The 24,362-nt window shown below is 66.9% G+C and carries 21 protein-coding genes; 1 reads left to right on the top strand and 20 read right to left on the bottom strand.

Going from position 1 to position 24,362, the window contains the following annotated elements; genetic code table 11:
* Positions 1–78: 78 nt before the first annotated feature.
* The 18 genes from ACFVTE_RS21090 to ACFVTE_RS21005 form a co-directional block, all read right to left on the bottom strand.
* Positions 79–816, bottom strand: a complete 738-nt coding sequence (locus tag ACFVTE_RS21090; protein WP_354259846.1) for a polyprenol monophosphomannose synthase — start codon at positions 814–816, stop codon at positions 79–81.
* 348 nt (positions 817–1,164) lie between these two features.
* On the bottom strand, positions 1,165–2,826 hold the full coding sequence (locus tag ACFVTE_RS21085; RefSeq protein WP_387103930.1) for an amidohydrolase: 1,662 nt from the start codon (positions 2,824–2,826) through the stop codon (positions 1,165–1,167).
* A gap of 63 nt (positions 2,827–2,889) precedes the next feature.
* Positions 2,890–5,784 (bottom strand): DEAD/DEAH box helicase, encoded by a 2,895-nt coding sequence (locus ACFVTE_RS21080; protein WP_387103928.1) that lies wholly within the window; start codon positions 5,782–5,784, stop codon positions 2,890–2,892.
* Between the two features lie 24 nt (positions 5,785–5,808).
* The gene (gene tatC / locus ACFVTE_RS21075; protein ID WP_387103941.1) at positions 5,809–6,603 is read right to left on the bottom strand and encodes a twin-arginine translocase subunit TatC; all 795 of its coding nucleotides are present in this window, start codon (positions 6,601–6,603) and stop codon (positions 5,809–5,811) included.
* Positions 6,604–6,651: 48 nt separating this feature from the next.
* Complete coding sequence (tatA, locus tag ACFVTE_RS21070; protein WP_387103927.1) at positions 6,652–6,921, bottom strand: Sec-independent protein translocase subunit TatA; 270 nt, start codon at positions 6,919–6,921, stop codon at positions 6,652–6,654.
* A 35-nt stretch (positions 6,922–6,956) separates the two neighbouring features.
* The gene (locus tag ACFVTE_RS21065; protein WP_387103925.1) at positions 6,957–7,340 is read right to left on the bottom strand and encodes a hypothetical protein; all 384 of its coding nucleotides are present in this window, start codon (positions 7,338–7,340) and stop codon (positions 6,957–6,959) included.
* A 75-nt stretch (positions 7,341–7,415) separates the two neighbouring features.
* Positions 7,416–9,443: a helix-turn-helix transcriptional regulator gene (locus ACFVTE_RS21060; protein WP_387103924.1), complete on the bottom strand. Its 2,028-nt coding sequence runs from the start codon at positions 9,441–9,443 to the stop codon at positions 7,416–7,418.
* A gap of 185 nt (positions 9,444–9,628) precedes the next feature.
* Positions 9,629–10,024 (bottom strand): FKBP-type peptidyl-prolyl cis-trans isomerase, encoded by a 396-nt coding sequence (locus tag ACFVTE_RS21055; protein WP_387103922.1) that lies wholly within the window; start codon positions 10,022–10,024, stop codon positions 9,629–9,631.
* 58 nt (positions 10,025–10,082) lie between these two features.
* A complete protein-coding gene (locus ACFVTE_RS21050) occupies positions 10,083–11,012 on the bottom strand; it encodes an FKBP-type peptidyl-prolyl cis-trans isomerase (protein WP_387103919.1) in 930 nt (309 codons plus the stop codon).
* A 113-nt stretch (positions 11,013–11,125) separates the two neighbouring features.
* Complete coding sequence (gene pafA, locus ACFVTE_RS21045) at positions 11,126–12,490, bottom strand: Pup--protein ligase (protein WP_331568729.1); 1,365 nt, start codon at positions 12,488–12,490, stop codon at positions 11,126–11,128.
* A 1-nt stretch (position 12,491) separates the two neighbouring features.
* Positions 12,492–13,199 carry a proteasome subunit alpha gene (prcA, locus tag ACFVTE_RS21040; protein WP_387103917.1) on the bottom strand — a complete coding sequence of 236 codons (708 nt, stop codon included), beginning with the start codon at positions 13,197–13,199 and terminating at the stop codon, positions 12,492–12,494.
* Position 13,200: 1 nt separating this feature from the next.
* On the bottom strand, positions 13,201–14,022 hold the full coding sequence (gene prcB / locus ACFVTE_RS21035) for a proteasome subunit beta (RefSeq protein ID WP_387103916.1): 822 nt from the start codon (positions 14,020–14,022) through the stop codon (positions 13,201–13,203).
* Positions 14,023–14,106: 84 nt separating this feature from the next.
* Positions 14,107–14,307 carry a ubiquitin-like protein Pup gene (locus tag ACFVTE_RS21030; protein WP_331568735.1) on the bottom strand — a complete coding sequence of 67 codons (201 nt, stop codon included), beginning with the start codon at positions 14,305–14,307 and terminating at the stop codon, positions 14,107–14,109.
* A gap of 84 nt (positions 14,308–14,391) precedes the next feature.
* Complete coding sequence (dop, locus tag ACFVTE_RS21025) at positions 14,392–16,011, bottom strand: depupylase/deamidase Dop (RefSeq protein WP_387103940.1); 1,620 nt, start codon at positions 16,009–16,011, stop codon at positions 14,392–14,394.
* 50 nt (positions 16,012–16,061) lie between these two features.
* The gene (arc, locus tag ACFVTE_RS21020; RefSeq protein ID WP_387103914.1) at positions 16,062–17,807 is read right to left on the bottom strand and encodes a proteasome ATPase; all 1,746 of its coding nucleotides are present in this window, start codon (positions 17,805–17,807) and stop codon (positions 16,062–16,064) included.
* Positions 17,808–17,888: 81 nt separating this feature from the next.
* Positions 17,889–18,956 carry a tRNA (adenine-N1)-methyltransferase gene (locus ACFVTE_RS21015; RefSeq protein WP_387103913.1) on the bottom strand — a complete coding sequence of 356 codons (1,068 nt, stop codon included), beginning with the start codon at positions 18,954–18,956 and terminating at the stop codon, positions 17,889–17,891.
* Positions 18,957–19,086: 130 nt separating this feature from the next.
* A complete protein-coding gene (locus ACFVTE_RS21010) occupies positions 19,087–20,232 on the bottom strand; it encodes a site-2 protease family protein (RefSeq protein ID WP_387103939.1) in 1,146 nt (381 codons plus the stop codon).
* A 51-nt stretch (positions 20,233–20,283) separates the two neighbouring features.
* Complete coding sequence (locus ACFVTE_RS21005) at positions 20,284–21,012, bottom strand: HAD family hydrolase (RefSeq protein WP_387103911.1); 729 nt, start codon at positions 21,010–21,012, stop codon at positions 20,284–20,286.
* Between the two features lie 199 nt (positions 21,013–21,211).
* Here ACFVTE_RS21005 and ACFVTE_RS21000 point away from each other — a divergent pair, with 199 nt between their 5' ends.
* Positions 21,212–22,117 carry a PAC2 family protein gene (locus ACFVTE_RS21000; protein ID WP_387103908.1) on the top strand — a complete coding sequence of 302 codons (906 nt, stop codon included), beginning with the start codon at positions 21,212–21,214 and terminating at the stop codon, positions 22,115–22,117.
* 82 nt (positions 22,118–22,199) lie between these two features.
* Here ACFVTE_RS21000 and mshC read toward each other — a convergent pair whose 3' ends face one another.
* Positions 22,200–23,492: a cysteine--1-D-myo-inosityl 2-amino-2-deoxy-alpha-D-glucopyranoside ligase gene (mshC, locus tag ACFVTE_RS20995; protein ID WP_387103906.1), complete on the bottom strand. Its 1,293-nt coding sequence runs from the start codon at positions 23,490–23,492 to the stop codon at positions 22,200–22,202.
* A 15-nt stretch (positions 23,493–23,507) separates the two neighbouring features.
* Complete coding sequence (locus ACFVTE_RS20990; RefSeq protein WP_387103903.1) at positions 23,508–24,341, bottom strand: undecaprenyl-diphosphate phosphatase; 834 nt, start codon at positions 24,339–24,341, stop codon at positions 23,508–23,510.
* Positions 24,342–24,362: the final 21 nt, after the last annotated feature.

Here is a 24,362-nt window from a genome sequence, read left to right as displayed (position 1 = left end):
CCGCTGCATCCTTCGATGCAGCGGGGCCGGCCCTTTTTTGTGCCTGCCTTTGTGGATCAGGCTGGCCGGCTGTTGCCGCTAGCCTCGCGGGCTCTTGCCGGTCAGCTTCTTCCAGCGGGCGGTCAGGCCCCACTTTGTCACGTTGATCATGGCCTCAACGACGATGTTGCCGCTCATCTTGGACGCCCCGAGTTCGCGCTCCACAAAGGTGATGGGCCGCTCCACGATGTTCAGCCCCATCTTCGCGACGCGCCATGCGAGGTCCACTTGGAAGCCGTAACCCACGGAATCGACCTGGTCCAGGTTCAGCTTCTCCAGCGTAGTGCGCCGGAACGCGCGGTAACCGCCGGTCACGTCCTTGATCTTGAGGCCGAGCATGATGCGCGCGTACGTGCTGCCGGTCCGGGAAATGGCCTGGCGGTAGAGCGGCCAGTTCACGACGCTTCCGCCCTTCACCCAGCGGGACCCCATGGCCAGGTCCGCGCCCTGGTCAACTGCCTCCAGAAGGGCGGGCAGCTGCTCGGGCTGGTGCGACCCGTCGGCGTCCATTTCCACCAGGACGTCGTAGCCGGCATCCAGGCCCCACCGGAAGCCCGCAATGTAGGCGGCGCCCAGGCCTTCCTTGCCCTTCCGGTGCAGGACGTGGACCTGGTTGTCTGCAGCCGCGATGCTGTCCGCGAGCTGTCCGGTGCCGTCCGGGCTGTTGTCGTCCACAACGAGGACGTCAGACGCCGGCACTGCGGCGCGGAGGCGTCCGAGAGTCTTGGGAAGCGACTCCAGCTCGTTGTAGGTGGGGATGATGGTGAGGACACGCACAGGGAGGCCTTTCCTGGATGGGAGCGGTCAGCACGCGGGAGCCCGGCGGGAACGCCGGCTCGTAAAGCGCAACTCCCCATTATACGGTCCCCGCGGGGCGCTTCCGTCCGCCACGGGCGGGTCCACGCGCCACGGGCCAGTTCCTGATGCCGCGATAAGCGGATGGAGGAACTGTTTTCTGCTGCGCTTTGGACCCGCCCCGGAAGCTCAATGCTACGGACTGGCTGGGGGCTGTCAACAGCCCCCTGACCTGCCCATTCACGTATCGCCGCAGGTCAGAGGCTTGTTTGCGCGGCCAATCCGGGCATGGGCGTGCCGTATGTGTCGCCGAATTAAGCCTGGTGCAGGTCAGCGCAGGAGGGCTTCTGCGGAGAACAACTCCAGCCCATTGCGCACGGTCTGCAGGCACCGGGGATCGTTGCCGGTGTCCAGCGCGGGCAGCAGCGGCGTGCGGGCGCGGGGGTCCGTGCTCCAGGACTGGACCCTGTTGTCGGCCACCTGCACCATGAGCTCATCCACTTCCCAGACGGCGAAGGTTGCCGGTGCACCCGGCACCAGCTGGCCCGCCATCGGGTTTTCGTAACGGGCAGCGCGCCAGCCTGCCCGGGTGTGTCCGAGGAACGCTGCGCGGGCAGAGATCCGCTGGTCGACGTCGTGGTGCTCCAGGCACGCCCGTACGCTGGACCACGGACGGAGCGGCGTCACCGGGGTGTCGCTTCCGAAACAGATGGGTACGCCGGCCGAATAGAACGAGGCAAAGGGGTTCATGCCCCGGCTGCGGGACCCGAGCCGCTGCTCGTAGAGCCGCCCCTGGCCGCCCCACCCGGCGTCGAAGGCGGGCTGCGCGCTGACCGTCACGGAGTATTTGGCCAGCCGGGCGATGGCGTCGGCGTCGGCCATTTCAACGTGCTCGAAGCGGTGCCCGGCCGCCCGGACCCGCTGCTCCCCCACTTCGGCGGCAGCTTCCTCGAGGGCCTGCAGGGCCGCATCGAGGCCGGCGTCGCCAATGACGTGGAATCCGCCCTGGATGCCCAGCACGGAGCACGCCGCCAGGTGCGCTGCCGCCTCGGCTACAGAAAGGTAGGTGGTGCCGGTTTCCCCCGGGGCGTCCGCGTAGGGTTCCCGCAGCGACGCCGTGCGGGAGCCGATTGATCCGTCGATGTTCAGGTCCCCGGCAAATCCGCGGACCCGGACCCCAAGCTCGGCGAGGAGCGCCTCGGCGTCGGCCGCCGTCGTCGTCAGCTGTCCCCAGTATGGCAGCACCTCGGGTGCGGGGCGGGAGCCTGCCGCGTCATTCCAGCCGGTGGCCAGCCGCAGGTCTTCGATGCTGCTGATTTTCGGGGCACCCATCTCGGCCAGCGCCACATACCCGTTGGCCGCAGCCTCGTCCAGCGCACGCCGCTGGTATTCCTGGAGCGCACCGGAAGGCAGGCGGCGGGTGGCCTGCCGGGCAGCACTGTGGGCCTGGCGCTTGACGTGGCCGCCCGGTGCGTAGCCGTCCAGCTCCGCCAGCCCGGCACTGGCCACGAGCGACGGCGAGACCAGGGCCGAGTGCACATCGACCCGGGAGAGATACACCGGGCGGCCGGCGGCAGCCCGTTCCAGCTCTCCGGCGTCCGGGAGCGTGGGATCGTCCCAGCGGGACTCGTCCCAGCCGTGCCCCAGTACTGCGCCGTTCCCGCCCGAGGCCGCGACGGCGTCCAGCAGCTCACGGGCTGACCGGACACCGCCGAGCTGCAGTGAGTCCAAGGCGATGCCGGTCTCGGTCAGGTGGGCGTGGGAATCGACAAACCCCGGGGCAACGAGGGCACCGCGGAGGTCGATGATGTCCATGGAGCTGTCGGCGATCGAGGTGGCAGCCTGCTCGGAGCCGACCCATGCGATGGTGTCGCCGTCCACGAGCATGGCCGTGGCGAACGGATCAGCAGCGGTGTAGACGGAACCGTTGCGGTACAGCGTGACCTTTGACGGTCCGGTTCCTTCCTGGGCACGGGCGGGGGCATCGGCCATGGAGGCGCTCCTTGGAGTGTCGAGACAGTGTTGGTACGGGTGCCGGGGCTGGCTTGCGGGCGGTCAGCCCACGGTGGAGTAGGCGACGACGCCCCGCCTGATCAGCCGGATGGCCTCGGCGCAGAGCCGGGCCAGCCGGGGGTCCAGGCCGGGAATCTTGGCCAGCTGGTCCAGCAGGTCGATCACCTGCTTCACCCACCGGACAAAGTCGCCGGCCGCCAGGTCGGAGCCGCTGAGGACCTCCTGCAGATGCCGTCCCCGGGCCCACTTGTACATGGGCCAGATGAGGCCGAGCTCAGGCTCGCCCGTAAGCGGGAGCTTGTTCTGCTCCTCCACGTCCTCCAGCGCCGACCACTCGCGGACCACGATATCCACGGCGGTCTCCAGCGAAACGCTGGGCATGCGGGGCCGCAGGCCGCGGTCTTCACGCTTGGCCTGGTACACCAGCACGCTGGCGAACGCCGCCACCTCCACCGCGTCGAGGTCATCGAATGCACCCTGCCGCAGGGCCTGTGAAATCAGGAGATCCTTCTCGCCGTAGATCCGGCGCAGCCGCTGGCCGTCGGTGCTGATGCTGTGCTGCCCGTCCTCGGTGGACTCGAGGTAGCCATAGGTCGAGAGGACATCGCAGACCCGGTCGAAGGTCTTGGCGATGGTGTTGGTGCGGCCCTGGATCTGGCGGACCAGGCCGTCGGTTTCCTTGCGCAGCTTCCACCAGCGTTCGGACCACCGGGCGTGATCCTCGCGTTCACTGCAGCCATGGCAGGGGTGGGCGCGAAGGGCACGCCGCAGGTCGGCGATCTTCTTCTCCTGGTTTTGCGAGGCGGAGCCCAGCCCGAAGTCGTTGTTGCGGCTGCTTCCCCGCGCCGGCGGCCGGTTCTCCCGCAGGGCGTTCCGGACGGACGAGGCCAGGTCCCGCCGCGACTTGGGAACCTTCGCGTTGAAGGACTTGGGGATCCTGATCCGTGTCAGCGGCGCAATGGGCCCCTCAAGGTCGTCGACGCCGATCCGGCGCAGCTGGCTTTCCAGCGTCAGGACCGCGGGCCGGGGCTCGCGGGAGCTGTGGTCCGAACTCAGCACGACGGCAAAGCCCGGGGCCCTGCCTGCCGGGACATCCACGACGTCGCCGGGCAGGAGCCGGCTCAGGGAGTCCTCGTTGAGAGATTTGCGGGCACGGGACTTGGTCCGCGAACTGAAATTCTCGGCGTCGGAAAGTTCCCGCCGCAGCCGGGCGTACTCGGTGAAGTCGCCCAGATGGCACGTCATCGACTTGGCATAGCCGGCCAGTGATTCCTCGCGGCTGCGGACCTGCCGGGCCAGTCCGACCACCGACCGGTCAGCCTGGAACTGGGCGAAGGAAGACTCCAGGATTTCCCGGGCCCTCGGCCGGCCGAACTGCGCGAGCAGGTTGATGCTCATGTTGTACGTGGGCTGGAAGCTCGAGTTCAGCGGGTACGTCCGGCGGGAGGCAAGGCCGGCCACCGCGGCCGGGTCCGTGCCCGGCTGCCACAGGACCACGGCGTGGCCTTCGACGTCGATGCCGCGCCGGCCCGCCCGCCCGGTGAGCTGGGTGTACTCCCCCGCCGTGATGTCGACGTGGGCTTCGCCGTTGAACTTGTCCAGCTTCTCCAGCACGACGGACCGCGCGGGCATGTTGACCCCGAGGGCGAGCGTCTCGGTGGCAAAGACCGCCTTCACCAGACCGTCGGCAAAAAGCTTCTCCACGACTTCCTTGAAGGTGGGAAGCATGCCGGCATGGTGGGCCGCGATGCCGCGCAGGAGCCCATCGCGCCAGTTCCAGAAGCCCAGCACCTCGAGGTCGTCGGACGGGATGTCCTGGCCCGCCTCGTCCACGCGCTGGGCGATGATGCGCTGCTCCCGCTCCGTGGTGAGCCACAGCCCGGACGCCACGCACTGGGCGACGGCGGCGTCACAGCCGGCCCGGGAAAAGATGAAGGTGATGGCGGGCAGCAGGTCCTGTCGGTCCAGGCTGGCGATGACCTGCGGCCGGCTGGCCCGGCGCACCGCGGTGCGGGTCTCCTGCTGGGGCCTGTCGCCGTAGCGCTGCCGCTGCTGCCGCCGCTGGCTCCGGCCGCCGTGGCCGAAGCGGCCCTGGAAGTTGAGCTGGCTTTCCGCTCTGGAAAGGGACAGCAGCTCGGGGTTGACCTCGAAACCCCGCTGGCCGGCGTCGTCGGCTGACGGCGCCGAGGGCACGGCAGCAGCGGTGGCGGGATTGCCGGCCGGGGCAATTTCGTCGAAGGTGGTTTCGCCCGCGAACAGGTCCACGATGTCCCGGCCCACCATGACGTGCTGCCAGAGCGGCACGGGACGGTGCTCGGAGACGATGACGTCCGTGTCGCCGCGCACGGTGTCCAGCCAGGCGCCGAACTCCTCCGCATTGGAGACTGTCGCGCTGAGGGACGCTACCTGGACCTCGCTGGGCAGGTGGATGATGACTTCCTCCCACACTGCACCGCGGAAGCGGTCGGCAAGGTAGTGGACCTCGTCCATCACCACAAAACCCAGGTCGAACAGCGTGTCGGAGTCGGCGTAGAGCATGTTGCGCAGGACCTCGGTGGTCATGACCACCACGGGCGCGTCGCCGTTGATGCTGGTGTCGCCGGTCAGGAGCCCGACGTTCTCCTCGCCGTACTTCTCCGTCAGCTCGGTGAATTTCTGGTTACTGAGAGCCTTGATGGGTGTGGTGTAGAACGCCTTCAGCCCGCGCTGGAGCGCCAGGTACACGGCGAACTCGCCCACGATGGTTTTGCCGGCCCCAGTGGGCGCGGCCACCAGGACCCCGCGGCCTTCCTGGAGGGACTTGCACGCCTGTCGCTGGAAGTCGTCCAGTTCAAAGTTCAGTGTGCGGGCGAACGCACCCAGGTGGGTTTTTGCTTCCGCGGTCCGTTCGGCGCTGGCGCGGTACCGTTCGGAGGGCGACGGAGTGGTGGTGGACATGCCTCAAGCCTAGCGGTGGCGCGACTAGAGATTCTTCAGCTCACTGCTCGGGGTCGCGATATCGGCTGTGGCTTCGGTCTCAGCGGCCCGCTTCTCTGACCGGCGCGCACGACGGCGGTCGTTCAGGACGCACAGGCCGATGGCCAGGAAGAAGAGCAGGAGCATGGGCCCGGCAAGGTAGAACATGCTCATCGCGTCGCCGCCGGGCGCTGCCATGGCTGCGAACAGGCAGACCAGGAACACAGTGATGCGCCAGCTCTTCAGGAGCTGCTCCCCGCGCAGGAGTCCGGCAAGGTTCAGCCCCACCAGGACAACCGGGAGCAGGAAGGCAATGCCGAAGGCGAGAAGCAGCCTCAGCACGAAGGACAGGTAGACCTGCGCGCTGATGAAGTTGGACCCGCCGGAGGGCGTGAAGTCGGTCAGCACCCGGACGGCGTTGGGCAGCACAAGCCACGCCATGGTCACCCCGCCAATGAAGAGCGGCACCGCGGCCGCGACGAAGGACAGCGCCAGCCGGCGCTCCTTCTTGTGCAGGCCGGGGACGATGAAAGCCCAGAGCTGGTAGAGCCAGACCGGGCTGGCCAGAATGACGCCCAGGAACACGGACACCTGGATCATGAGGTCGAAGGAGCTCGCCACGCCGTCGAAATTGAGGGACGCCTGGCGGCCCTGGCTTTCGTTGAGGTCCCGGATCGGTTTGATCAGGGCAGCAAGCATGGGCTGATAGACCATGAAACCCGCCACGGTGGCGAGCACAACGGCTATGGCGGACTTGAACAGCCTGTTCCTGAGTTCGCGCAGATGGTCCAGCAGAGCCATCCGTCCCTCGGGATTGGAGCGACGACTCATGGTTAGTGCCACGTAATCTTAGGCGCGGTTGGGGGGCGGAACGTCGTTGCCGTCTGCGGGACGGTTTTCCGTCGTGGCGGAACGCGGGTGGTTGACGACGGTGCCTTCAACGGGATCTGAGCCCTCCTTGGCTTCCGGGGCTCCGTCCTTCTTCATTTCGCGGACTTCCGACTTGAAAATACGCATCGACTGGCCGAGGCTCCGGGCCATGCCGGGCAGCTTCGGTGCAGCGAAGAGCACCAAAGCCAGGACGATGATGATGATGAGATGCCAGCCTTCAAGCCTCATGGTGGGTGTTCCTTTCGTTTAGTAACATCCTACGTTTATCTGAATTCGATGTCGCGCAGCGACTGGGGCTGGCCCCGTTCGGCCTTCCGGCGGACCCGGCGCTGGCGCCGGGTCTCCCTGCGGGCCTCTTTGGATGCGTGGTAATCATGGCGCATCTGGTGTGGCGAGGCAAAAGGGGCGGTTCCCGGTGCAACGGCGATTGAGTGTGCACCCCCGGTTGCCGGTGCAACCCCGACGGGGGCGGCACCGCCGGCTGCTGCCGCGGAAACCGGCAGGCTGGTGAGCTTGTCCCCCGCTTCGCCGAGCTCCTTGACTGTCGCCATGAACTGGCGGAACAGGCGGACACCCATGACGACGAAGAACAGCAGGGACAGGGACACAAGTGCCACCCAAATAAGGATCCAGGACCACCAAGGCATGCTGAGTAGTCTAGCTGGCGTATCAGGTAGCGGTTGTACTGGGTTAGCTGTTGTATTGGCTAGCTGTTGTATTGGCTAGCTGTTGTACAGGGCCAGGGCCGCCGCGATCCAGTCCCCCGAAGCGCGGGCAAGGGCCTCAGGTTCCAGGATCCGTGCCGTCCCGCCGTGCTGGGCCACAAACATCGGCAGCCATGCCGTGTTGCCGAACCGGATTTCCGCCACCAGGCCGCCGTCGGGCAGCGGTGCAGTCCGCTCGGCATAGTAGTCGTCCGCGAGCCCGGCACCGCGGGCGGTGAGCTGGACGGTGACCAGTGTGTCGTCGTCGTTCGGGGTGAACAGTTTTGCCGGGAACCCGCCGTCGGGCGTCATTCCGGACGAGACCGGCCTGCCGGTGGGGGTGAGGTCCTCGATCCGGTCCAGCCGGAAATTCCGCAGGCCGGCGGCAGAATGGCAGTAGGCCTCGAAATACCAGGTGTTGTCCAGCGAGTAGAGCCGGAGCGGATCCACGTCCCGCTCCGAAAAGGTGTCCTTCTGCGGGGAAAGGTAGACGAGGTGTAGCTGGGATCCGGATTCAATCGCGTCGCGGATGACTTCGAGGTTGGCCGAGTTGCCCGGTCCCACCTCCGGCCCGGACAGGGCAGCCGCCCGGAGCCCTTCCTCCCCCGCAGCCGCCATCAGCTTGAGCGTCACCGAGTCGAGGGCGCTTCCCTCAGCCAGCTCCGGGAGTCCGTTCAGGGTCTCGAGGCCCGTGAGCAGGGCGCACGCCTCGTCCACGGTGAACCGGACGGGCCGGTTCAGCTCCATGGACTGGCTGATGAAAACGTGGCCTTCCTCCCACTGGATGTCCAGAAGCTCGTCCGGGTATCCCTGGGGCAGGCCGGAGCAGATCAGGATCAGCAGATCGCCCTCCAGCTCTTCGCGGGTCACGCCGAACCGGTCGGCGACCTCCTCGATGGGCAGGCCCTGGTTGCGGACCAGGAACGGCACCAGCTGCAGCATGCGCTTAAGCTGGTCCTCCGAGGTGCGCTTGCGCGTCCGCTTCCCGGATCCTGCATGGCTGAATGAATACGACGGTGCCGGGGCGTCGATGAAGGCGGCGGCGTTTGCCAGGCGCCGCTGCACGGCAAGGGACAGCTCCGCGGGGCTCACCACCCGCACGTTCGGCCCGTACGAGGCCAGTTCCTCGCCAAGCACCTCAGCGTCACGGTAGGGTACGGTCAGCCGGTCCCATCCGGCGTCGGCCTCCCGGCCCTTGTCGTCGCCCGGTTCCGCATCTGCCCCCGCATCCACGTCCGCCTCCGGGGCCGGTTCGGCCGCGCGCTTGCGCAGCCCCAGCAGCTTGCCGGCGCGGACGTCCACGACGGCGGCGCTGACCGGAAGCTCCGGAAGGCTGTTCAGCTCGGCGCGCACGTTGAAGCCGGCGGGCGGCGTGAAGGCCTCCCTGTCCAGAACGGTGACGGACGACGTGAAGCGCGACAGCCGGAAGAAGCGCTTGGCGCCGCGGCCGCGGTCGAACCCGACGAGATACCACTGGCCGAAGCGGCTGCCAAGGCCCCACGGTTCAACGACGCGTTCCTCCTCCCGGCCCGTGCTGCCGGCGAGGTAGTGGAAGCGGACGGCGTGCTGGGCATGCATGGCGGCCACGAGGTCCTCGAACGCCTGGCCGGCAGGCTTGATGCGGGGCTGCACGCCGGCCGGAAGTTCGACGTCGGCCAGGCCGCCCGCCGCCTGCAGCTTGCGGAGGGCGTTGCCCGCCGCCGTGCCCAGGGCAGCCTGCTCCCAAAGCTGCGAGGCCAGCAGCAGGACAGTCCATTCGTCCGGGGTCAGCTCCACATCCGGCAGGCGGTTGGATTCCTTGCCGATCCGGTACCGGGTGGTGCCGGGATCGTCGGAACTCCAACCCAGGTCCGTCACTGTCTCGACGTCGAAGCCGAAGTCGCGAAGGTCGTTCTTGTCGCGTTCGAACATGCGGCCAAACGCGGCGTCGCTGGCCGCGCCGCCGGCATAGATTTTCTCCCGCAGCTCACTGCGCCGCAGGCCGTACCGCGAGTTCAGCAGGGCGATCAGGAGATTCAGCAGGCGTTCAGTACGTTGGGCGGACACCCTCGTTACGTTACTAAAGCCGTTCCGGCAAAAACGCGAAAGCGCGGCAACAATCGGGAAAATCCTTCCGATTGTTACCGCGCTTCCGCAGTTACGCCTTCCGCAGTTACGCGGCGGGTGGGTGGGTGGGCCCACGCCGGCGGAGGGCCCCATCCCGAGCTTGCGAGGGCGGGGGGCCGGTGGGATTAGCGGACGCCCACCAGGTCCACGACGAAGATGAGGGCCTCGTTCGGGCCGATGGCTCCGCCGGCACCGCGGGAGCCGTAGGCCAGCTCGGAGGGGATCTCCAGGCGGCGGCGTCCGCCCACCTTCATGCCGAGCAGACCCTGGTCCCAGCCCTGGATGACCTGGCCGACGCCGACGCGGAAGTCCAGCGGGGCGCCGCGGCCCCAGGACGCGTCGAACTCTTCGCCGGTGGACCAGGCCACGCCGACGTAGTGCGTGGAGACGGTGTCGCCGGCCTTGGCCTCGGGTCCGTCGCCCTCAATGATGTCCGTAATGACGAGATCCGTGGGCACCGGGCCTTCGGGGAAGTCGATTTCCGGCTTTTCGCGGTCAAGCTTGCGCTGGCCAAATGACATGGTTGCTCCTTCTGCTGGTGGAACTTGGTTATTCGCGTTGTTACTTTACGCTTTGGCGTTACTTGGCGCCGAGGATGTCGACGACGAACACGAGGTCTCCCTTGGCGTCGCCCTGGCCCTTATCGCCGTAGGCGAGGTCCTTGGGGACGACGAGCAGGACGCGCGAGCCGACCGTCTTGCCGGTCAGGCCCTGGGTCCAGCCCTTGATGACCTGGTTCAGCGGGAACTCTGCCGTCTGCTTACGGTCAAAGCTGGAATCGAACTTCTTGCCGCTGGCCAGGGCCACGCCCACGTAGTTGACGGTGAGGGTGTCCGTGGCCTTGACGGCGGCGCCCTTGCCCTTGATCAGGTCCTGGGCGATGAGCTTCTTCGGGGCTGCGACGCCCTTGACCGAGATCTCGGGGACGCCGTCCTTCTCGGTGACGGTCGGCAGGCCGGCGGGCGGCGTGACAGTTTCGCCCTCGGGCTTCTCCAGGGCCTTCGGGGCCTCCTTGGCCGAGATGACCTTGATGATCAGGAGCTGGGTCGGCTGCGCGGCAGTGCCTTGGGCTGCTGCCTTGCCCGGGATGGCGAGGGCGAGCTGGGAGCCTACCTTGGCGCCGACGAACGCGTTATAAACGATTGCGCTGCTGGTCTTGAGTTCGTCGTTCAGTTCAAGCGGCTCGGGATCGCGGGGAAAGCTGTCGTCCAGCGTGGAGCCGTCCTTGGCGTTGAGTGCCAGGACCGAAATCTCGGCGACCTGGTTGGCCTTCACCCGGTCGCCGCCGCCCTCGGTGACAACCTTGACAGTGGGTTCGGTGACGTTGAGGGGCTTGGTGAACTCGACGCCCGGGGCTTTCTTGTCCCCCTTGTCCGTCAGCTTGAGCGAGTCGAGTTTGGCGGTCTCACCCGCGGACTGGCTGGTCGGTTCCGGGGCTGCCGGCTCCTGGCCGCCACAGGCGGTCAGGAGAAGCAGCGCGGGAAGAAGGATTGCTAGTAGTCGGCGCACGTAAGAACTTTCGTCGGGGCAAGATGGATGCCCTGCCGGCGGCGGTGCTGCACACGGCAAGGCAGTCAGGGCCGCAGAACGGCCTCTTCCAGAGTAACGCGGAAAGCTGGGTATCAGCCCATAGAGTCCAGAAGGGCATCAACCCGCTCGTCCACGTTGCGGAACGGGTCCTTGCACAGAATGGTCTGATGGGCACGGTCGTTGAGCTTCAGATGGACCCAGTCCACCGTGTAGTCACGGCCCAGTTCCTGCGCTTTGCGGACGAAGTCGCCGCGCAGCTTGGCCCGGGTGGTCTGCGGCGGGGCGTCCACGGCGTCCTTGATGGCCGTCTCCTCGGTGACCCGGCGGACGGCCCCGCGGGACTGGAGCAGGTAGTACAGGCCGCGGGAGCGGGAGATGTCGTGGTAGGTGAGGTCCAGCTGCGCGATCCGGGGGGCGTCCAGGCCCAGGCCGTGGCGCCTGCGGTAGCTGTCCATCAGCTTCTTCTTGATGGCCCAGTCGATTTCGGTGTCGATAGTGCTGGAATCGCCGCTCTCGATGGCACGCAGCGTCCGCCCCCACAGGTCCAGAATCAGCGGGACGTGCGGGTTGTGGGCCCCGTTTTCCTCGACGAACGCGGTGACCTTGGTCAGGTACTCCTGCTGGATCTCCAGCGCAGTGAGCTGGCGGCCGTTGGCGAGCCGGACCAGCGCGCGGCCGCTCAGGTCGTGGGAGATCTCCCGGATGCTGCGGATGGGGTTCTCCATCCGCATGTCCCGCATGATCACGCCGGCTTCAATCATCCGCAGGATCAGGTCGACGGTGCCCACCTTGAGCAGCGCCGTGGTCTCGGACATGTTGGAGTCGCCGACGATCACGTGCAGCCGGCGGTAGAACTCGGCGTCGGCATGCGGCTCATCGCGGGTGTTGATGATCGGCCGGGAACGCGTGGTTGCCGAGGACACGCCCTCCCAGATGTGGTCCGCCCGCTGCGAGAACGCGTAGGTGGCCCCGTGCGGCGTTTTCAGGATCTTGCCCGCACCGGCGATGAGCTGGCGCGTGACGAGGAACGGGATGAGGATCTCGGCCAGCCGGGTGAACTCGCCGCGGCGTGGAATGAGGTAGTTCTCGTGGCTGCCGTAGGAGTTTCCGGCGGAGTCGGTGTTGTTCTTGAACAGGTAGACAGTTCCGTTGAAGCCCTCGGCCGCGAGCCTGGACTGGGCCTCGTCCACGAGGTCGTCCAGGATGAGCTCCCCGGCGCGGTCGTGGGCGATCAGCTGGGCGAGGTCGTCGCATTCCGCGGTGGCGTACTCAGGGTGGGAGCCCACGTCGAGGTACAGGCGGGACCCGTTGGTGAGGAACACGTTGGAGGACCGGCCCCAGCTGACCACCTTGCGGAACAGGTAGCGGGCCACTTCCTCCGGGGCCAGGGGCCGGGAGTCCGGGCTCGAATAGGAAATCCCGAATTCGGTTTCAATACCGAAGATCCTCTTGTCCATGTCAGCTCTCCTCAGCCAGCAGTTCCACAACGTCCTGGTCGGACAATCTGCGGAAAGCCCTCCGCGTCCCCCTGTTGCTTTCCGAACTGCGGTCCAGCACCGCCACTTCCAAGGCCTTGGCCGGCAGGTCAGGTGCCTCGTTGTCTGTCACCAGTCCCTTGACGGCGAGTCGGATCGCCGCCGCGAACGACAGGTCGCGCTGCCAGCCGCCCTCGATCGAACCGGACACCTTGTCGGCCTGGCCGCCCATCACAATGAAGTTGTGCTCGTCCGCGATCGAGCCGTCAAAGGTCAGGCGGTACAGGTGGTCGAGGTCCTGGCTGGCACCCACCTCCGCTACAGCGAGTTCCACCTCGAAAGGCTTCTGTTCCGCGGTGAAGACGGCACCCAGGCTCTGGGCATAGACACTCGCCAGTCCCCTGGCGGTGACGTCCTCGCGGTCGTAGGAATAGCCGCGGACGTCGGCGTAACGCACGCCGGCCTGGCGGAGGCTCTCAAACTCGTTGTACTTTCCGACGGCGGCGAAGGCGATCTTGTCGTAGATCTCGCCGATCTTGTGCAGCGACGGTGACGGGTTCTCCGCCACCAGCGCGATTCCGTCCTCGCAGCTGATCACGATCACTGACCGGCCGCGGGCGATGCCTTTCCGTGCGAAGTCCGCACGGTCCTTCATCAGCTGCTCGGGAGAGACATAGAACTGCTGTGTCATATCAGGCCTCCCTCCGGGCAGCTGCCCTGGACTCGATGATGTTTCCGGCCATGGCTGCGAGTTCCCGCTCGGACACCCGCCGGGCTCCTGCCCGGTTGACGGCATAGACCACTGGCCAAAGCTGCCGCACGGGGTCGGGACCGCCGGTGGCGGAGTCGTCGTCGGCTGCGTCGTAGAGGGATTCGACGGCCACGGCGATGGCTTCCTCCTCGGGCAGGTTGGGCCGCCAAAGCTTCTTCAGTGCGCCGCGGGCGAACATTGACCCGGAGCCCACGGCATGGTGCTCCTGTTCCTCATAGCGGCCGCCCGTCACGTCATAGGAGAAGAGCCGGCCCACCCCGGCGGCCGTGTCAAAGCCTGCGAACAGCGGAACCACGGCGAGGCCCTGCAGCGCCATCGGCAGGTTGCCGCGGATCATGGCCCCGAGCCGGTTCGCCTTGCCGTCCAGGCTCAGCAGGGTGCCCTCGATCTTCTCGTAGTGCTCGAGCTCCACCTGGAACAGGCGGGTCAGGTCAATCGCAATGCCTGCCGTGCCCGCGATTCCGAGGACCGAATACTGGTCGGCGGGAAAGACCTTTTCGATGTGCCGGCTGGCGATGATGTTGCCCATGGTCGCGCGGCGGTCGCCAGCCATGACGATGCCGCCGGCGTAGGTCATGGCCACGATGGTGGTGGCGTGGGGCACGGCGGGCGGCTGGCCGGCGGACATGCCCGTCGCGAACGGGGCGTATTGGGGAAGCAGTTCCGGACGGTCGCGTTGGAGATGCTCAGTGAACGACGATGTCGCGTGGGCGGCTACCTTGTTGGCTGTTGTCTCCTGCACTGGTGCACTCCTTCAACGTGATAATTCAGCGGCTGTCCGGTACCTCTTGCCTCCGTGCCCGGTGCGGGTGGTGTGGCTGCCGGTCTACTGGCCGCCCTTTTGCACGAATGCCCGGACGAATTCCTCCGCGTTGGACTCCAGGACGCCGTCGATCTCGTCGAGGAGATCGTCAACACCCTGCGTCGAGGCGGAAGCCTGGCCATCTGCGGGCGCCGGCGGTACGGGGACCTCTTCCTCGACCTCGGTGTCGCGTGGCTGTGGCTGCTGTTGCTCCTGGCCTGCCATGTCCTTCTCCTTTATCCAGTCCCCCGTTCCGGGAGGACATCTTGTATGCCCATATTGCCACGCAAAGGGCCTTTGCGGGGTGCATTATGCCGGTGGCGGAGCCGGTGCCGATCCGAGGAGTTCGGCAAGGAAAGGTCCCGCCTCGCGATGCCTGTCAAACAGCCCTCCGGTCAGCGCCTTCGTGCCGCGCAGCGGCTCCCGGGTGGGGACGCGCTGCAGCCTTCCGTAGCCCGGTACGTCGAAGATCACCGAATCCCAGCTGGCCCCCACGACGTCCTTGCTGAAGCTGCTGACGCAGCGTCCGCGGAAGTAGGCCCGGGTGTCCGACGGCGGTGCGGTCACCGCGGCGGCGATGTCGGCGTCGTCCACTATCCGCTGCATCCGGTTGCGCGAGAGCAGGCGGTAGTACAGACCCTTTTCGGGCCGGAGGTCGGCCCACTGCAGATCCACCAGGCCCAGCCGGGCGTCATCCCACTGGAGCCCGTCGCGCTGGCGGTAGCCCTCCAGGATGGACAGCTTGGCCAGCCATTCGACCGAGGTGGCAGCGGCACCGCGGTCGCTGTCCAGCTGGGTCAGGGTGGTGGCCCACCGCTCCAGCACGGCGTGGGTGTGGCCGTCGCCGTAAACGGCGTCCCCCACCCCGGTGTCCTGCGCCAGCTTGGCGGCTGCCTCGTGGTACATCCACTGCAGGTCCAGGGCAGTCACGCGGCGGCCGTCCAGCAGCCTGACCTTGGTGGTCAGCGTGGTGTCGTGGCTGATGGCCTGCAGGGCGGCAACCGGTTCGTGGACCTCGATCCGCGGTGCGAGGCCCGCCTCGATCAGGCTCAGGACCATGGCGGTGGTTCCGAACTTCAGATAGTTCGACACCTGGCTCAGGTTGGCGTCGCCAATGATGACGTGCAGCCGGCGGTACTTGTCCGCCGTTGCGTGCGGCTCGTCGCGGGTGTTGATGATGGGGCGCCGGATGGTGGTCTCGAGCCCCACTTCCGCCTCGAAGAAGTCGGCCCGCTGGCTGATCTGGTAGCCGGGCCGGGAACTGTCCTGGCTGAGGCCCACCCGCCCCGAGCCGCAGATGACCTGCCGCGAGACGAAGAACGGGGTCAGCCCGCGGACAATGTCGCCGAACGGCACGGACCGCGGCATGAGGTAGTTCTCGTGCGACCCGTAGGACACGGACTTGTTGTCCGTGTTGTTCTTGTAGAGGTTGACGGCGGGCAGTTCCGTGTCGCTGGCCAGCCGGCGGACCGCAGCCAGGCCCACAAGGTCACCGGCCGCGTCCCAGGCCACTGCCGCCGCAGGGTTGGTGACCTCCGGGCTCGAGTACTCGGGGTGGGCGTGGTCCACGTAGAGGCGTGCCCCGTTGCCGAGCACCATGTTCATCAGCAGCGAGCCCGATTCGTCCTCGCCGTCGAGCTCAAGCTCCTCCCGGCCGTAGGCAAGGGCCACCGCCTCGGCATCGAGCACCGGCGGCTGGTCCGTCAGCTGGCTGGGGTGGGCCTGGCCGCGTTCGAGCGTCCAGCCGCGGGCGTCGTGCAGCGGCTCCTCGTCCGTGTAGTCCCAGCGGGTCTCGGCGCCGCCGGCGGCCCGGAGCCGGGTGACCTGGGCGTAGGCCTGGACCACCCGGGCGGACATCATGGTGGCATTGGCGCCCGGTGCTGCCGGCGCGTGGATTCCGTATTCGGTTTCCGACCCCATGACCCGCATGGCGCCGCCGGCCGGCAGGCCACCTCCCAGCGCTGATTCGGAGCCGGCCGTCACAGGTACTGGCCCGTGTTGGGCATGGTCTCGATGGATTTGCCGGGTTCCTGGCCGGCCTTGCCCTGGACGATGGTGCGGATGTACGTGATGCGCTCACCCTTCTTGCCGGAGATGCGTGCCCAGTCGTCCGGGTTGGTGGTGTTGGGCATGTCCTCGTGCTCGCGGAACTCATCGACGACGGCGCGCAGCAGGTGGTCGATGCGCAGGCCCTTCTGTTGTGTGGTCAGGAGGTCCTTGATGGCGTACTTCTTGGCACGGTCCACGACGTTCTGGACCACGGCACCGGAGTTGAAGTCCTTGAAGTAGAGCATCTCGGTGTCGCCGTTGGCGTAGGTGACCTCCAGGAACTCGTTGGACTTCTCTGTCGAGTACATCGACTCCACGGTCCGCTGGACCATGGCATCGACAGTGGCCAGCACATCGCCGTCGTGCTCCACCAGATCATCCTCGTGGAACGGCAGGTCCGGGGTGATGTACTTCCTGAAGATGTCCGCCGCGGCCTCGGCGTCGGGGCGCTGGATCTTGACCTTCACGTCAAGGCGGCCCGGGCGCAGGATGGCGGGGTCGATCATGTCCTCGCGGTTGGAGGCACCGATGACAATCACATTGTCCAGCCGCTCGACGCCGTCGATCTCGCTCAGCAGCTGCGGCACAATCGTGGTTTCCACGTCGGAGGAGATGCCCGTGCCGCGGGTGCGGAAGAGCGAATCCATCTCGTCGAAGAAGACCACCACGGGGCTGCCGTCCGAGGCCTTTTCGCGGGCCCGGGAGAAGATCAGCCGGATGTGGCGTTCGGTTTCGCCGACGTACTTGTCCAGGAGCTCGGGGCCCTTGATGTTGAGGAAGTAGCTCTTCAGGTCGATGTTGCCCGAGCGTTCCGCGGCGCGGGCGGCCAGCGAGTTTGCCACCGCCTTGGCGATGAGGGTCTTGCCGCAGCCCGGAGGGCCATAGAGCAGGATGCCCTTGGGCGCCTTGAGCCCGTGCTCGCGGTACAGGTCCGGGTGCAGGAACGGCAGCTCGACGGCGTCCCGGATCTGCTCGATCTGCGGGCCGAGGCCGCCGATGTCCTCGTAGGTGATGTCCGGGACTTCCTCCAGGACTAGGTTCTCGACCTCGGAGCGCGGGACCTTCTCGAGGGCGTACCCGGTGCGGGAATCGATGGACAGGGCGTCGCCCACGCGCAGCTTCTCGCTCAGCAGCGGGCCGGCGAGCCGGATGACGCGTTCCTCGTCGGCACGGCCCAGCACCAGGGCACGGTCCGGACCGAGCAGTTCCTTGAGCGTGACGAGTTCACCCGCGCGCTCGTACCCCAGGCCGGCCACCACCAGGAGCGCCTCGTTGAGGAGGACCTCCTGGCCGACGGCCAGCTGGTTCAGATTGACCAGGGGGCTGACGCCAACCCGCATTTTGCGCCCGGCGTTGAAGATGTCCACCGATTCCTCGGTGGCTGCCTGGCCGCTGCCGGCGGCCTGACGCCGCGGATTCAGCTGGAGGATGGTGCCGAAGCTGTACGGCGGCTGCCCCTCCTGGTCCAGGGCATTCTTCAGCCGGAGTATTTCGGCCTTGGCAGTTTCCAGCATCGCCACGAGCTTGGTGTTGTTCTGCGTTGCAGCTGCCAGTTGGCGGTCGATATGCCTCAGTTTGTCCCGAAGGATATTGACCTGCCGGTCCGCGACAGACAGTTCGTTGGCGCCAGCCTGTTCAGCCGGCGTTGGCACGGAGTCGTTGTTTGGAGTCTCCATGATCATCAGCCCCTTCCTGCGCTTCTCTTAAGACGATAGCCCCAAGTTGGCTGGTAGAGCCGACGACATCCGAAATACGGACTAGTTTGTGATCTCCGGATCGTCCTTCACGTTGGTGCCGGCGATTGCGTCCCGCGCGGCCCGGCGGAGCTTCTTGTCGGAGACGAGGCGCTCCCCCACGGCGCCGGGGGTCCAGGCGTTGACGTCCTCTTCGTTGAACTCTGTCTTGGAGGGGCGGCGCTTGACGGAGATGCCGGTGACGCCGTCGGCGAGCCGCCGCGTGACCAGGAGGAAGCCGGTGTGGGCCACCATGCGGTGATCGGGGCGCACTGCCAGACCTTCGAGGTGCCAGCCGCGGACCATGGATTCCCACGCGTCCGGTTCGGTGAAGCGGCCGTCGGCACGGATCGCCTCCGCCGTGCGGGAGAGCTGGGTGACGGTAGCGACGTAGTTGATCCACACGCCGCCCGGGGCCAGGACGGTGGCCACGGCGTCGAGGCACTCCCAGGGTGCCAGCATGTCCAGCACCACGCGGTCGATGGAGCCTGGCTCTTCGGTGCGGACCACTTCCTCCTGGAAGTCCCCGAGGGAGATCTGCCACGCCGGGTGCGGGCCGCCGAAGATGGTCTCCACGTTGCCGCGGGCGATGGCGGCGAATTCCTCGCGGCGTTCGAAGGAGTGCAGATACCCCTGGTCCCCCACCGCACGCAGCAGTGAGATGGACAGTGCGCCTGAGCCAACGCCTGCCTCCACCACGCGGGCACCGGGGAAGATGTCGGCCATGGTGATGATCTGGCCGGCGTCCTTGGGGTAGACCACGGCGGCGCCGCGGGGCATCGACAGGACGAAGTCGGACAGCAGCGGGCGGAGCGTCTGGTACTGCTGGCCGACGTTGTTGACCACCACCGAGCCGTCCACCTTGCCGATGATGTCATCGTGGTTGAGGAAGCCGCGGTGCGTGTGGAAGGCTCCGCCGGACTCGAGGCTGATGGTGTTCATGCGCCCGCGCTCGTCCGTCAGCTGGACCCGTTCGCCTTCCCGGAAGGGGCCGCGCCGCCGGGCAGCGCCCACCGGCTGGTCCGCCGTCCCGGCTGCAGTGCCGGAGGATAGGCCCGTGCTGGTTCCGTTGGCGGCAGATTCGCTGCTCATGACTGTGTCCTCGCTCCTGTGAAAGCTGTGTTGGCGTGCACCGTGGCGGTCGGGCAGGGCGCCGTGCACCCGCTGCCGATTTCACGACCGGCACGTAACTCTACCGGTTCCGGCCGTGCCGGCGCGTGTTTTAGCGGGGGGCCTTGCCTGTTATGGCCGTCACCACGGTGGACTGCCGCAGCAATCCGGTCACCAGGCCGTTGTGGTCGACCACTGCGTAGTCGTGTCCTTCGAGCTGCGCCAGGTACTGGAGCAGCTCCTGGCCCTTGGACCATTCCGGCACGTAGGCGCCGGCGCCGAGCGGGTAGGCCACCGCCCCGGCAGGGGTGGTGCCGGCCACGGCGGCGGGCACAGCGGCCAGGGCCGCGGGGTCCACAACGCTGTTGGGCCTGCCGTCGGGAGCGCAAAGCACGACGGCGGTCCGCCCGCCTGCAGACACGTTCAGGACGTCGCTGACGCTACCGGTTTCGGGAAGGCCGACGGCGGGCTCGGCCAGTGCGGCGGCGCTTACCAGATGGAGCCTGCTGCGCAGTCGGCCCTGCTGGATCGACGCTGAGGCGCCCATCCACAGGAAACCGCCGACCAGGATCGTGATGAGCAGCATGCTGGTGTCCGGGACGTCTCCGCTGAGCAGCGGCCGGACAAGGAACCACAGGCCCAGGGCAATGACGATGATCCGGCCGCCCCAACCCGCGGCAACTGTGCCCTTGGCGTGGCTGCCGGTGACCTTCCAGACCGCGGATTCCACCAGGCGGCCGCCGTCCAGCGGCAGCCCGGGCAGGACGTTGAATATACCGATCACGAGGTTCGCCCAGAAGAAGATGTTCAGGAGGGTGTCCGCCACGCCGGACAGTCCGCCCGCGGAGATCACCAGCCACGCCGCCCCGGCGAGCACAAAGTTGGCGGCAGGCCCGGCCATGGCTACCAGCACTGACCGTCCGGGCGTTGCAGTGAAGCTTTCAAACTGGGTGTGTCCGCCCCAGAGGTTGAGCACGATCTTCTCACTGGGCCAGCCGTAGATCTTGGCGGTCAGCGCATGCGCGAGCTCATGGACGAGCACCGACAGCAGGAGCAGCAGCGCGTAGGCGAACGCCACGTAGTACGCCCCGATGCCCAGTGACGGGTTGCCATGCTGCAGCACCGGTCCGTACACAATCACCGTGAAGCCGGCGATTATGAACCAGGAGTAGGCCAGGATGATGGGAATGCCGGCGATCCTGCCGAGCGGGATTCCCTCCCGGCGGCCGTTGGGGGTCTGCACGTTTGGGGTCTGCACGTTTCGGGGCTGCTGACCGGATCCCGCGGGATCAGACACGTTCCGGGCTCCTTAGTTGACGTTCTCGAAGGCTGCCGCCGGTTCGCACGAGCCGAGGCGGAGCCTTACCAGCTCCTCGAGTTCGGCCACCGAGCGGTCCGCGAGGGTGTCCCACGTGGTCCTCCGGGCGTCCTCCGGCAGTGGCACCAGGTGCGGAATAGCCACGGTCACGGCTCCCGATCCCACGGCAGCGGCAACACCCGGTTCAGAGTCCTCCAGCGCCACGCAGTGGTCTACGGTGAGCTCGGGGTCCTGCCGCTTCAGGAGGTCCACAGCCTTGAGGTACGCCTCCGGGTGCGGTTTGCCCTCGGTTACGGTGTCGCCGGTAACGAGGAATTCGAAGTAGGGTCGGGGAAGGCTCGCCACAATCTCGCGGGCCAGCGGTGCCTCTGACATGGTCACAAGGGCACAACGCACGCCGGCGCTGAAAAGTTCATCCAGCAGCTCCCGGGCCCCGGGACGCCACGGCACGTTCTCCCGGACGCGGCTGATCACCTGCGCGGTGAGGGTATCGATGATCTCGCGGATCTCCAGGCGCACGCCGGCGCGCTGGAGGATGCCGGCCGAGTGGACCAGCGATTGCCCCACGAGCTGCATGGCCTGTTCATGCGACCACGTCCCCCCGTAGGCCTCGACAAGGTTGTGTTCGGCCTCGATCCAATACGGTTCTGTGTCAACGATGGTGCCGTCCATGTCCCATAAAACGGCTTTGAGCAAGGGCTGAGTGGCGGCAGATTCCATGCTTTCCACTGTACCGGGCTGCCCGGCGGCGCCCTGCCCTGGGCCCCGGGCGTACGCCGTCGGCGAATATCCGCGCCCCTTACCCGCAGGGGTGACCAGCAGGGATGACCGGGAGGACGACCCGCGGAGATGGGCTTTGTCCGGATCTGCGGCGGTTCGTTCTATGCAACAGCATCGCTTGTGGACGTAGGGTGAAGGGATGAATAGCTTCGAGGGAGACACCAACGAACCGGGCACCGCGCCTGAGACGGAGCAGCTGCTGCAGCCTGTTCCCGAAGGTCAGCGCATTACTGTGATGCTGGCTGCGTTCGAGGGCTGGAATGACGCGGGGGAAGCCGCCAGTGATGCGCTCCGTTACCTCAACAAGCTTTGGGGCGGGAAGAAGGTCGCGTCCATCGACGCCGACGAGTACTACGACTTCCAGTTCACCCGGCCCACCGTCCGCCGCACTGCCTCCGGCGAACGCAAGATCAAGTGGCCGTCCACGCGGATCTACAAGGCCAGCGCCCCCGGCACCAACGTTGACGTGATTTTCATCCAGGGCACCGAACCGTCCTACAAGTGGCGCGCCTATACCGCGGAACTGCTCGTCCATGCCGAGGCACTCCACGTCGACTACGTGGTCCTGGTGGGAGCGCTGCTGGCGGACGTGCCGCACAGCCGCCCCATCCCGGTCAGCACCTCCACCGATGATGGCGCGCTGCGGGAACGGCTTAACCTCGAAGCGTCGCAGTATGAAGGGCCAGTGGGGATCGTGGGCGTACTGTCCGAGGTATCCCTGCTCGCAGGCATTCCCACAGTCTCGCTCTGGGCCGCGGTGCCACACTATGTGGCCCAGGCACCCTCACCCAAGGCACAGCTGGCGCTGCTGCACCGGATTGAGGAGCTGCTCCAGGTTCCGTTGGACACCCACGAGCTGGCCGAAGAGGCCGAGGCGTGGGAGCGCGGCGTCAACGAACTGGCCACCGAAGACCCCGAAATCGCCGCGTATGTGCGGCAGCTGGAGGAGGCGAAGGACACCGCCGACCTGCCCGAGGCCAGCGGCGAATCCATCGCACGCGAGTTTGAGCGCTACCTGAAGCGGCGGGGCAAGGACAAGCCCTAGGACAAGCTCCGCCGTTTCGACGGTTCCCTGCCCGTCAGACGTTGCGGAACGTCGTGCGGGCAGGGAACCGTCGAAACGGGCGTTAGAGTTCGACGCCGAGAAGCGCGTTGACGGCGTCGCGCACCAAAGCCTGGTCTGCTTCCGACGCGCTGTCCGTGTCATCAAGGGCGGCGTTGTCAAGGGCAGCGTCGGCAAAGCGGTCGACGGCGGCAAGGGCTGACGGGGCGTCCAGGTCGTTGGCCAGGGCCTCGCGCATCTGCCTGATCAGTGGCGTAGCGGTTCCGGCCGGCGCGGCGGCCAGCGCCGAACGCCACCGTTCGAGGCGTGCCTTGGCCTGCCCGAAGCCTTCCTCCGTCCAGGACCAGTCGGAGCGGTAGTGGTGCGCCAGGATGGCCAGCCGGATGGCCGCGGGGTCCTCGCCGGCGGCGCGCAGCTTGGAGACCAGGACCAGGTTGCCCTTGGACTTGGACATCTTTTCGCCGTCCAGGCCCACCATGCCGGCGTGCGCGAAGTGTTCCGCCAGGGGGACTCCGGACAGTGAGTAGGCGTGTCCGGCGCCCATTTCGTGGTGCGGGAAGACCAGGTCCGAGCCGCCGCCCTGCACGGTGAAGGGAGCGGGGAGGTACTTCTGGGCAATAACGGTGCACTCGATGTGCCAGCCGGGCCGGCCCTCCCCCAGCTCGCCGCCGGGCCAGCTGGGTTCGCCGTTGCGGGCCACACGCCACAGCAGCGGGTCGAGTGCCTGGCGCTTGCCTGCCCGGCCGGGGTCGCCGCCCCGTTCGGCAAACAGTTCCAGCATCTCGGCTTCCGGCAGTCCGGAGACCGCGCCGAGGGTCCAGGCGTCCACGCCGACGGCGTGCTTGCTGGCAGCTTCGACGTCGTAGTAGACGTCGCCGTCGGGCTCGCCCGGGGTGCCGTTGACGCGGTAGGCCAGTCCCTGGTGCAGGAGCCGTTCAACCGCCGGGACGATCAGCGGCATGGCTTCGACGGCACCCACGTAATGGTCGGGGGCAATGACGTTGAGGGCTTCCATGTCAGTGCGGAAAAGTTCGATCTGGCTTTCGGCCAGTTCACGCCAGTCGACGCCGGTAGCCTCGGCACGTTCCAGCAGCGGGTCATCGACGTCCGTGATGTTCTGGGCGTACGCAACCTTCTGCCCGCCGTCGCGCCAGGCGCGGTTCAAAAGGTCAAAGGCTATGTAGCTGGCAGCGTGACCCATGTGGGTCGCGTCATACGGGGTGATTCCGCAGACATACATCGACTTTTCGCCATCGGCGTTCAGGGTTACGGCGCGGCCTGCGGTTGTGTCAAACAAGCGGAGCGCGGGCATTTCCCCCGGCAGGACAGGCACGGGGCGGGAGATCCAGGACTTCACAGACCAAGCCTAGTGCTAGGCGCTGATGACATTGAAACCGAGCAGCAGGTACAGGGCGAGGCCCAGGAAGATGCGGTACCAAACAAACAACCGGTAGCTGCGGGTTGAGATGAACTTGAGGAACCAGCCGATGATGACGTAGCCGATTGCGAACGCAATCACGGTCGCCAGGGCTGTCTCCCCCAGGCCGAACGGGCCGCTCACGCCGTCCTTGGCCACCACTTTGAAGAGCTGGTACAGGCCGCTGCCGAAAACCGCGGGGATGGCAAGGAGGAAGGAGTAGCGGGCGGCGGCTTCACGCGTGTAGCCCATGAGGAGTCCGGCCGTGATGGTGCCGCCGGAGCGGGAAACGCCCGGAATCAGGGCCATGGCCTGGGCAAAGCCGTAGAGGATGCCGTGCTTATAGGTGAGCCTGGAGAGGTCCCGGTCCTGTTTGCCGACGGCGTCGGCCACGGCGAGGATCAGGCCGAAGACGATCAGCATGGTGGCAACGATCCACAGGCTCCGCAGGACTGATTCGATCTGGTCCTGGAACAGCAGGCCCAGGACGATGATGGGCAGGCTGCCCAGAATTACCAGCCAGCCCATCCGGGCGTCCGGGTCCTGGCGCGATACCCGTCCGGTCAGGGAGCCGAACCAGGCCTTCACGATCCGGACGATGTCCCGCCAGAAGTAGACAATGACGGCGGTCTCCGTGCCGAGCTGCGTGATGGCGGTGAAGGCCGCCCCGGGGTCCGCCGCATTCGGCAGGAAGGAGCCCACAATCCGGAGGTGGGCGCTCGATGAAATCGGTAGGAATTCGGTCAGTCCCTGCACAAGACCCAGCAGGGCCGCTTCAATCCAGTTCACGCTAAGACCCTACGCCATGAT

The sequence above is a fragment of the Arthrobacter sp. NPDC058097 genome (genome assembly GCF_042884885.1).
Lineage (GTDB): Bacteria > Actinomycetota > Actinomycetes > Actinomycetales > Micrococcaceae > Arthrobacter.
The sequence above is the reverse complement of the archived record's forward strand: the minus strand, read 5'-3'. Positions and strand labels throughout refer to the sequence as shown.

Excerpts from the sequence above, each read along its gene's own strand:
- ACFVTE_RS21085 (WP_387103930.1), bottom strand. The coding sequence starts at position 2,826 with ATGGCCGATGCCCCCGCCCGTGCCCAGGAAGGAACCGGACCGTCAAAG.
- ACFVTE_RS21080 (WP_387103928.1), bottom strand. The coding sequence starts at position 5,784 with ATGTCCACCACCACTCCGTCGCCCTCCGAACGGTACCGCGCCAGCGCC.
- tatC (WP_387103941.1), bottom strand. The coding sequence starts at position 6,603 with ATGGCTCTGCTGGACCATCTGCGCGAACTCAGGAACAGGCTGTTCAAG.
- tatA (WP_387103927.1), bottom strand. The coding sequence starts at position 6,921 with ATGAGGCTTGAAGGCTGGCATCTCATCATCATCATCGTCCTGGCTTTG.
- ACFVTE_RS21065 (WP_387103925.1), bottom strand. The coding sequence starts at position 7,340 with ATGCCTTGGTGGTCCTGGATCCTTATTTGGGTGGCACTTGTGTCCCTG.
- ACFVTE_RS21055 (WP_387103922.1), bottom strand. The coding sequence starts at position 10,024 with ATGTCATTTGGCCAGCGCAAGCTTGACCGCGAAAAGCCGGAAATCGAC.
- pafA (WP_331568729.1), bottom strand. The coding sequence starts at position 12,490 with ATGGACAAGAGGATCTTCGGTATTGAAACCGAATTCGGGATTTCCTAT.
- prcA (WP_387103917.1), bottom strand. The coding sequence starts at position 13,199 with ATGACACAGCAGTTCTATGTCTCTCCCGAGCAGCTGATGAAGGACCGT.
- ACFVTE_RS21030 (WP_331568735.1), bottom strand. The coding sequence starts at position 14,307 with ATGGCAGGCCAGGAGCAACAGCAGCCACAGCCACGCGACACCGAGGTC.
- dop (WP_387103940.1), bottom strand. The coding sequence starts at position 16,011 with ATGCGGGTCATGGGGTCGGAAACCGAATACGGAATCCACGCGCCGGCA.
- arc (WP_387103914.1), bottom strand. The coding sequence starts at position 17,807 with ATGGAGACTCCAAACAACGACTCCGTGCCAACGCCGGCTGAACAGGCT.
- ACFVTE_RS21015 (WP_387103913.1), bottom strand. The coding sequence starts at position 18,956 with ATGAGCAGCGAATCTGCCGCCAACGGAACCAGCACGGGCCTATCCTCC.
- ACFVTE_RS21005 (WP_387103911.1), bottom strand. The coding sequence starts at position 21,012 with ATGGAATCTGCCGCCACTCAGCCCTTGCTCAAAGCCGTTTTATGGGAC.
- ACFVTE_RS21000 (WP_387103908.1), top strand. The coding sequence starts at position 21,212 with ATGAATAGCTTCGAGGGAGACACCAACGAACCGGGCACCGCGCCTGAG.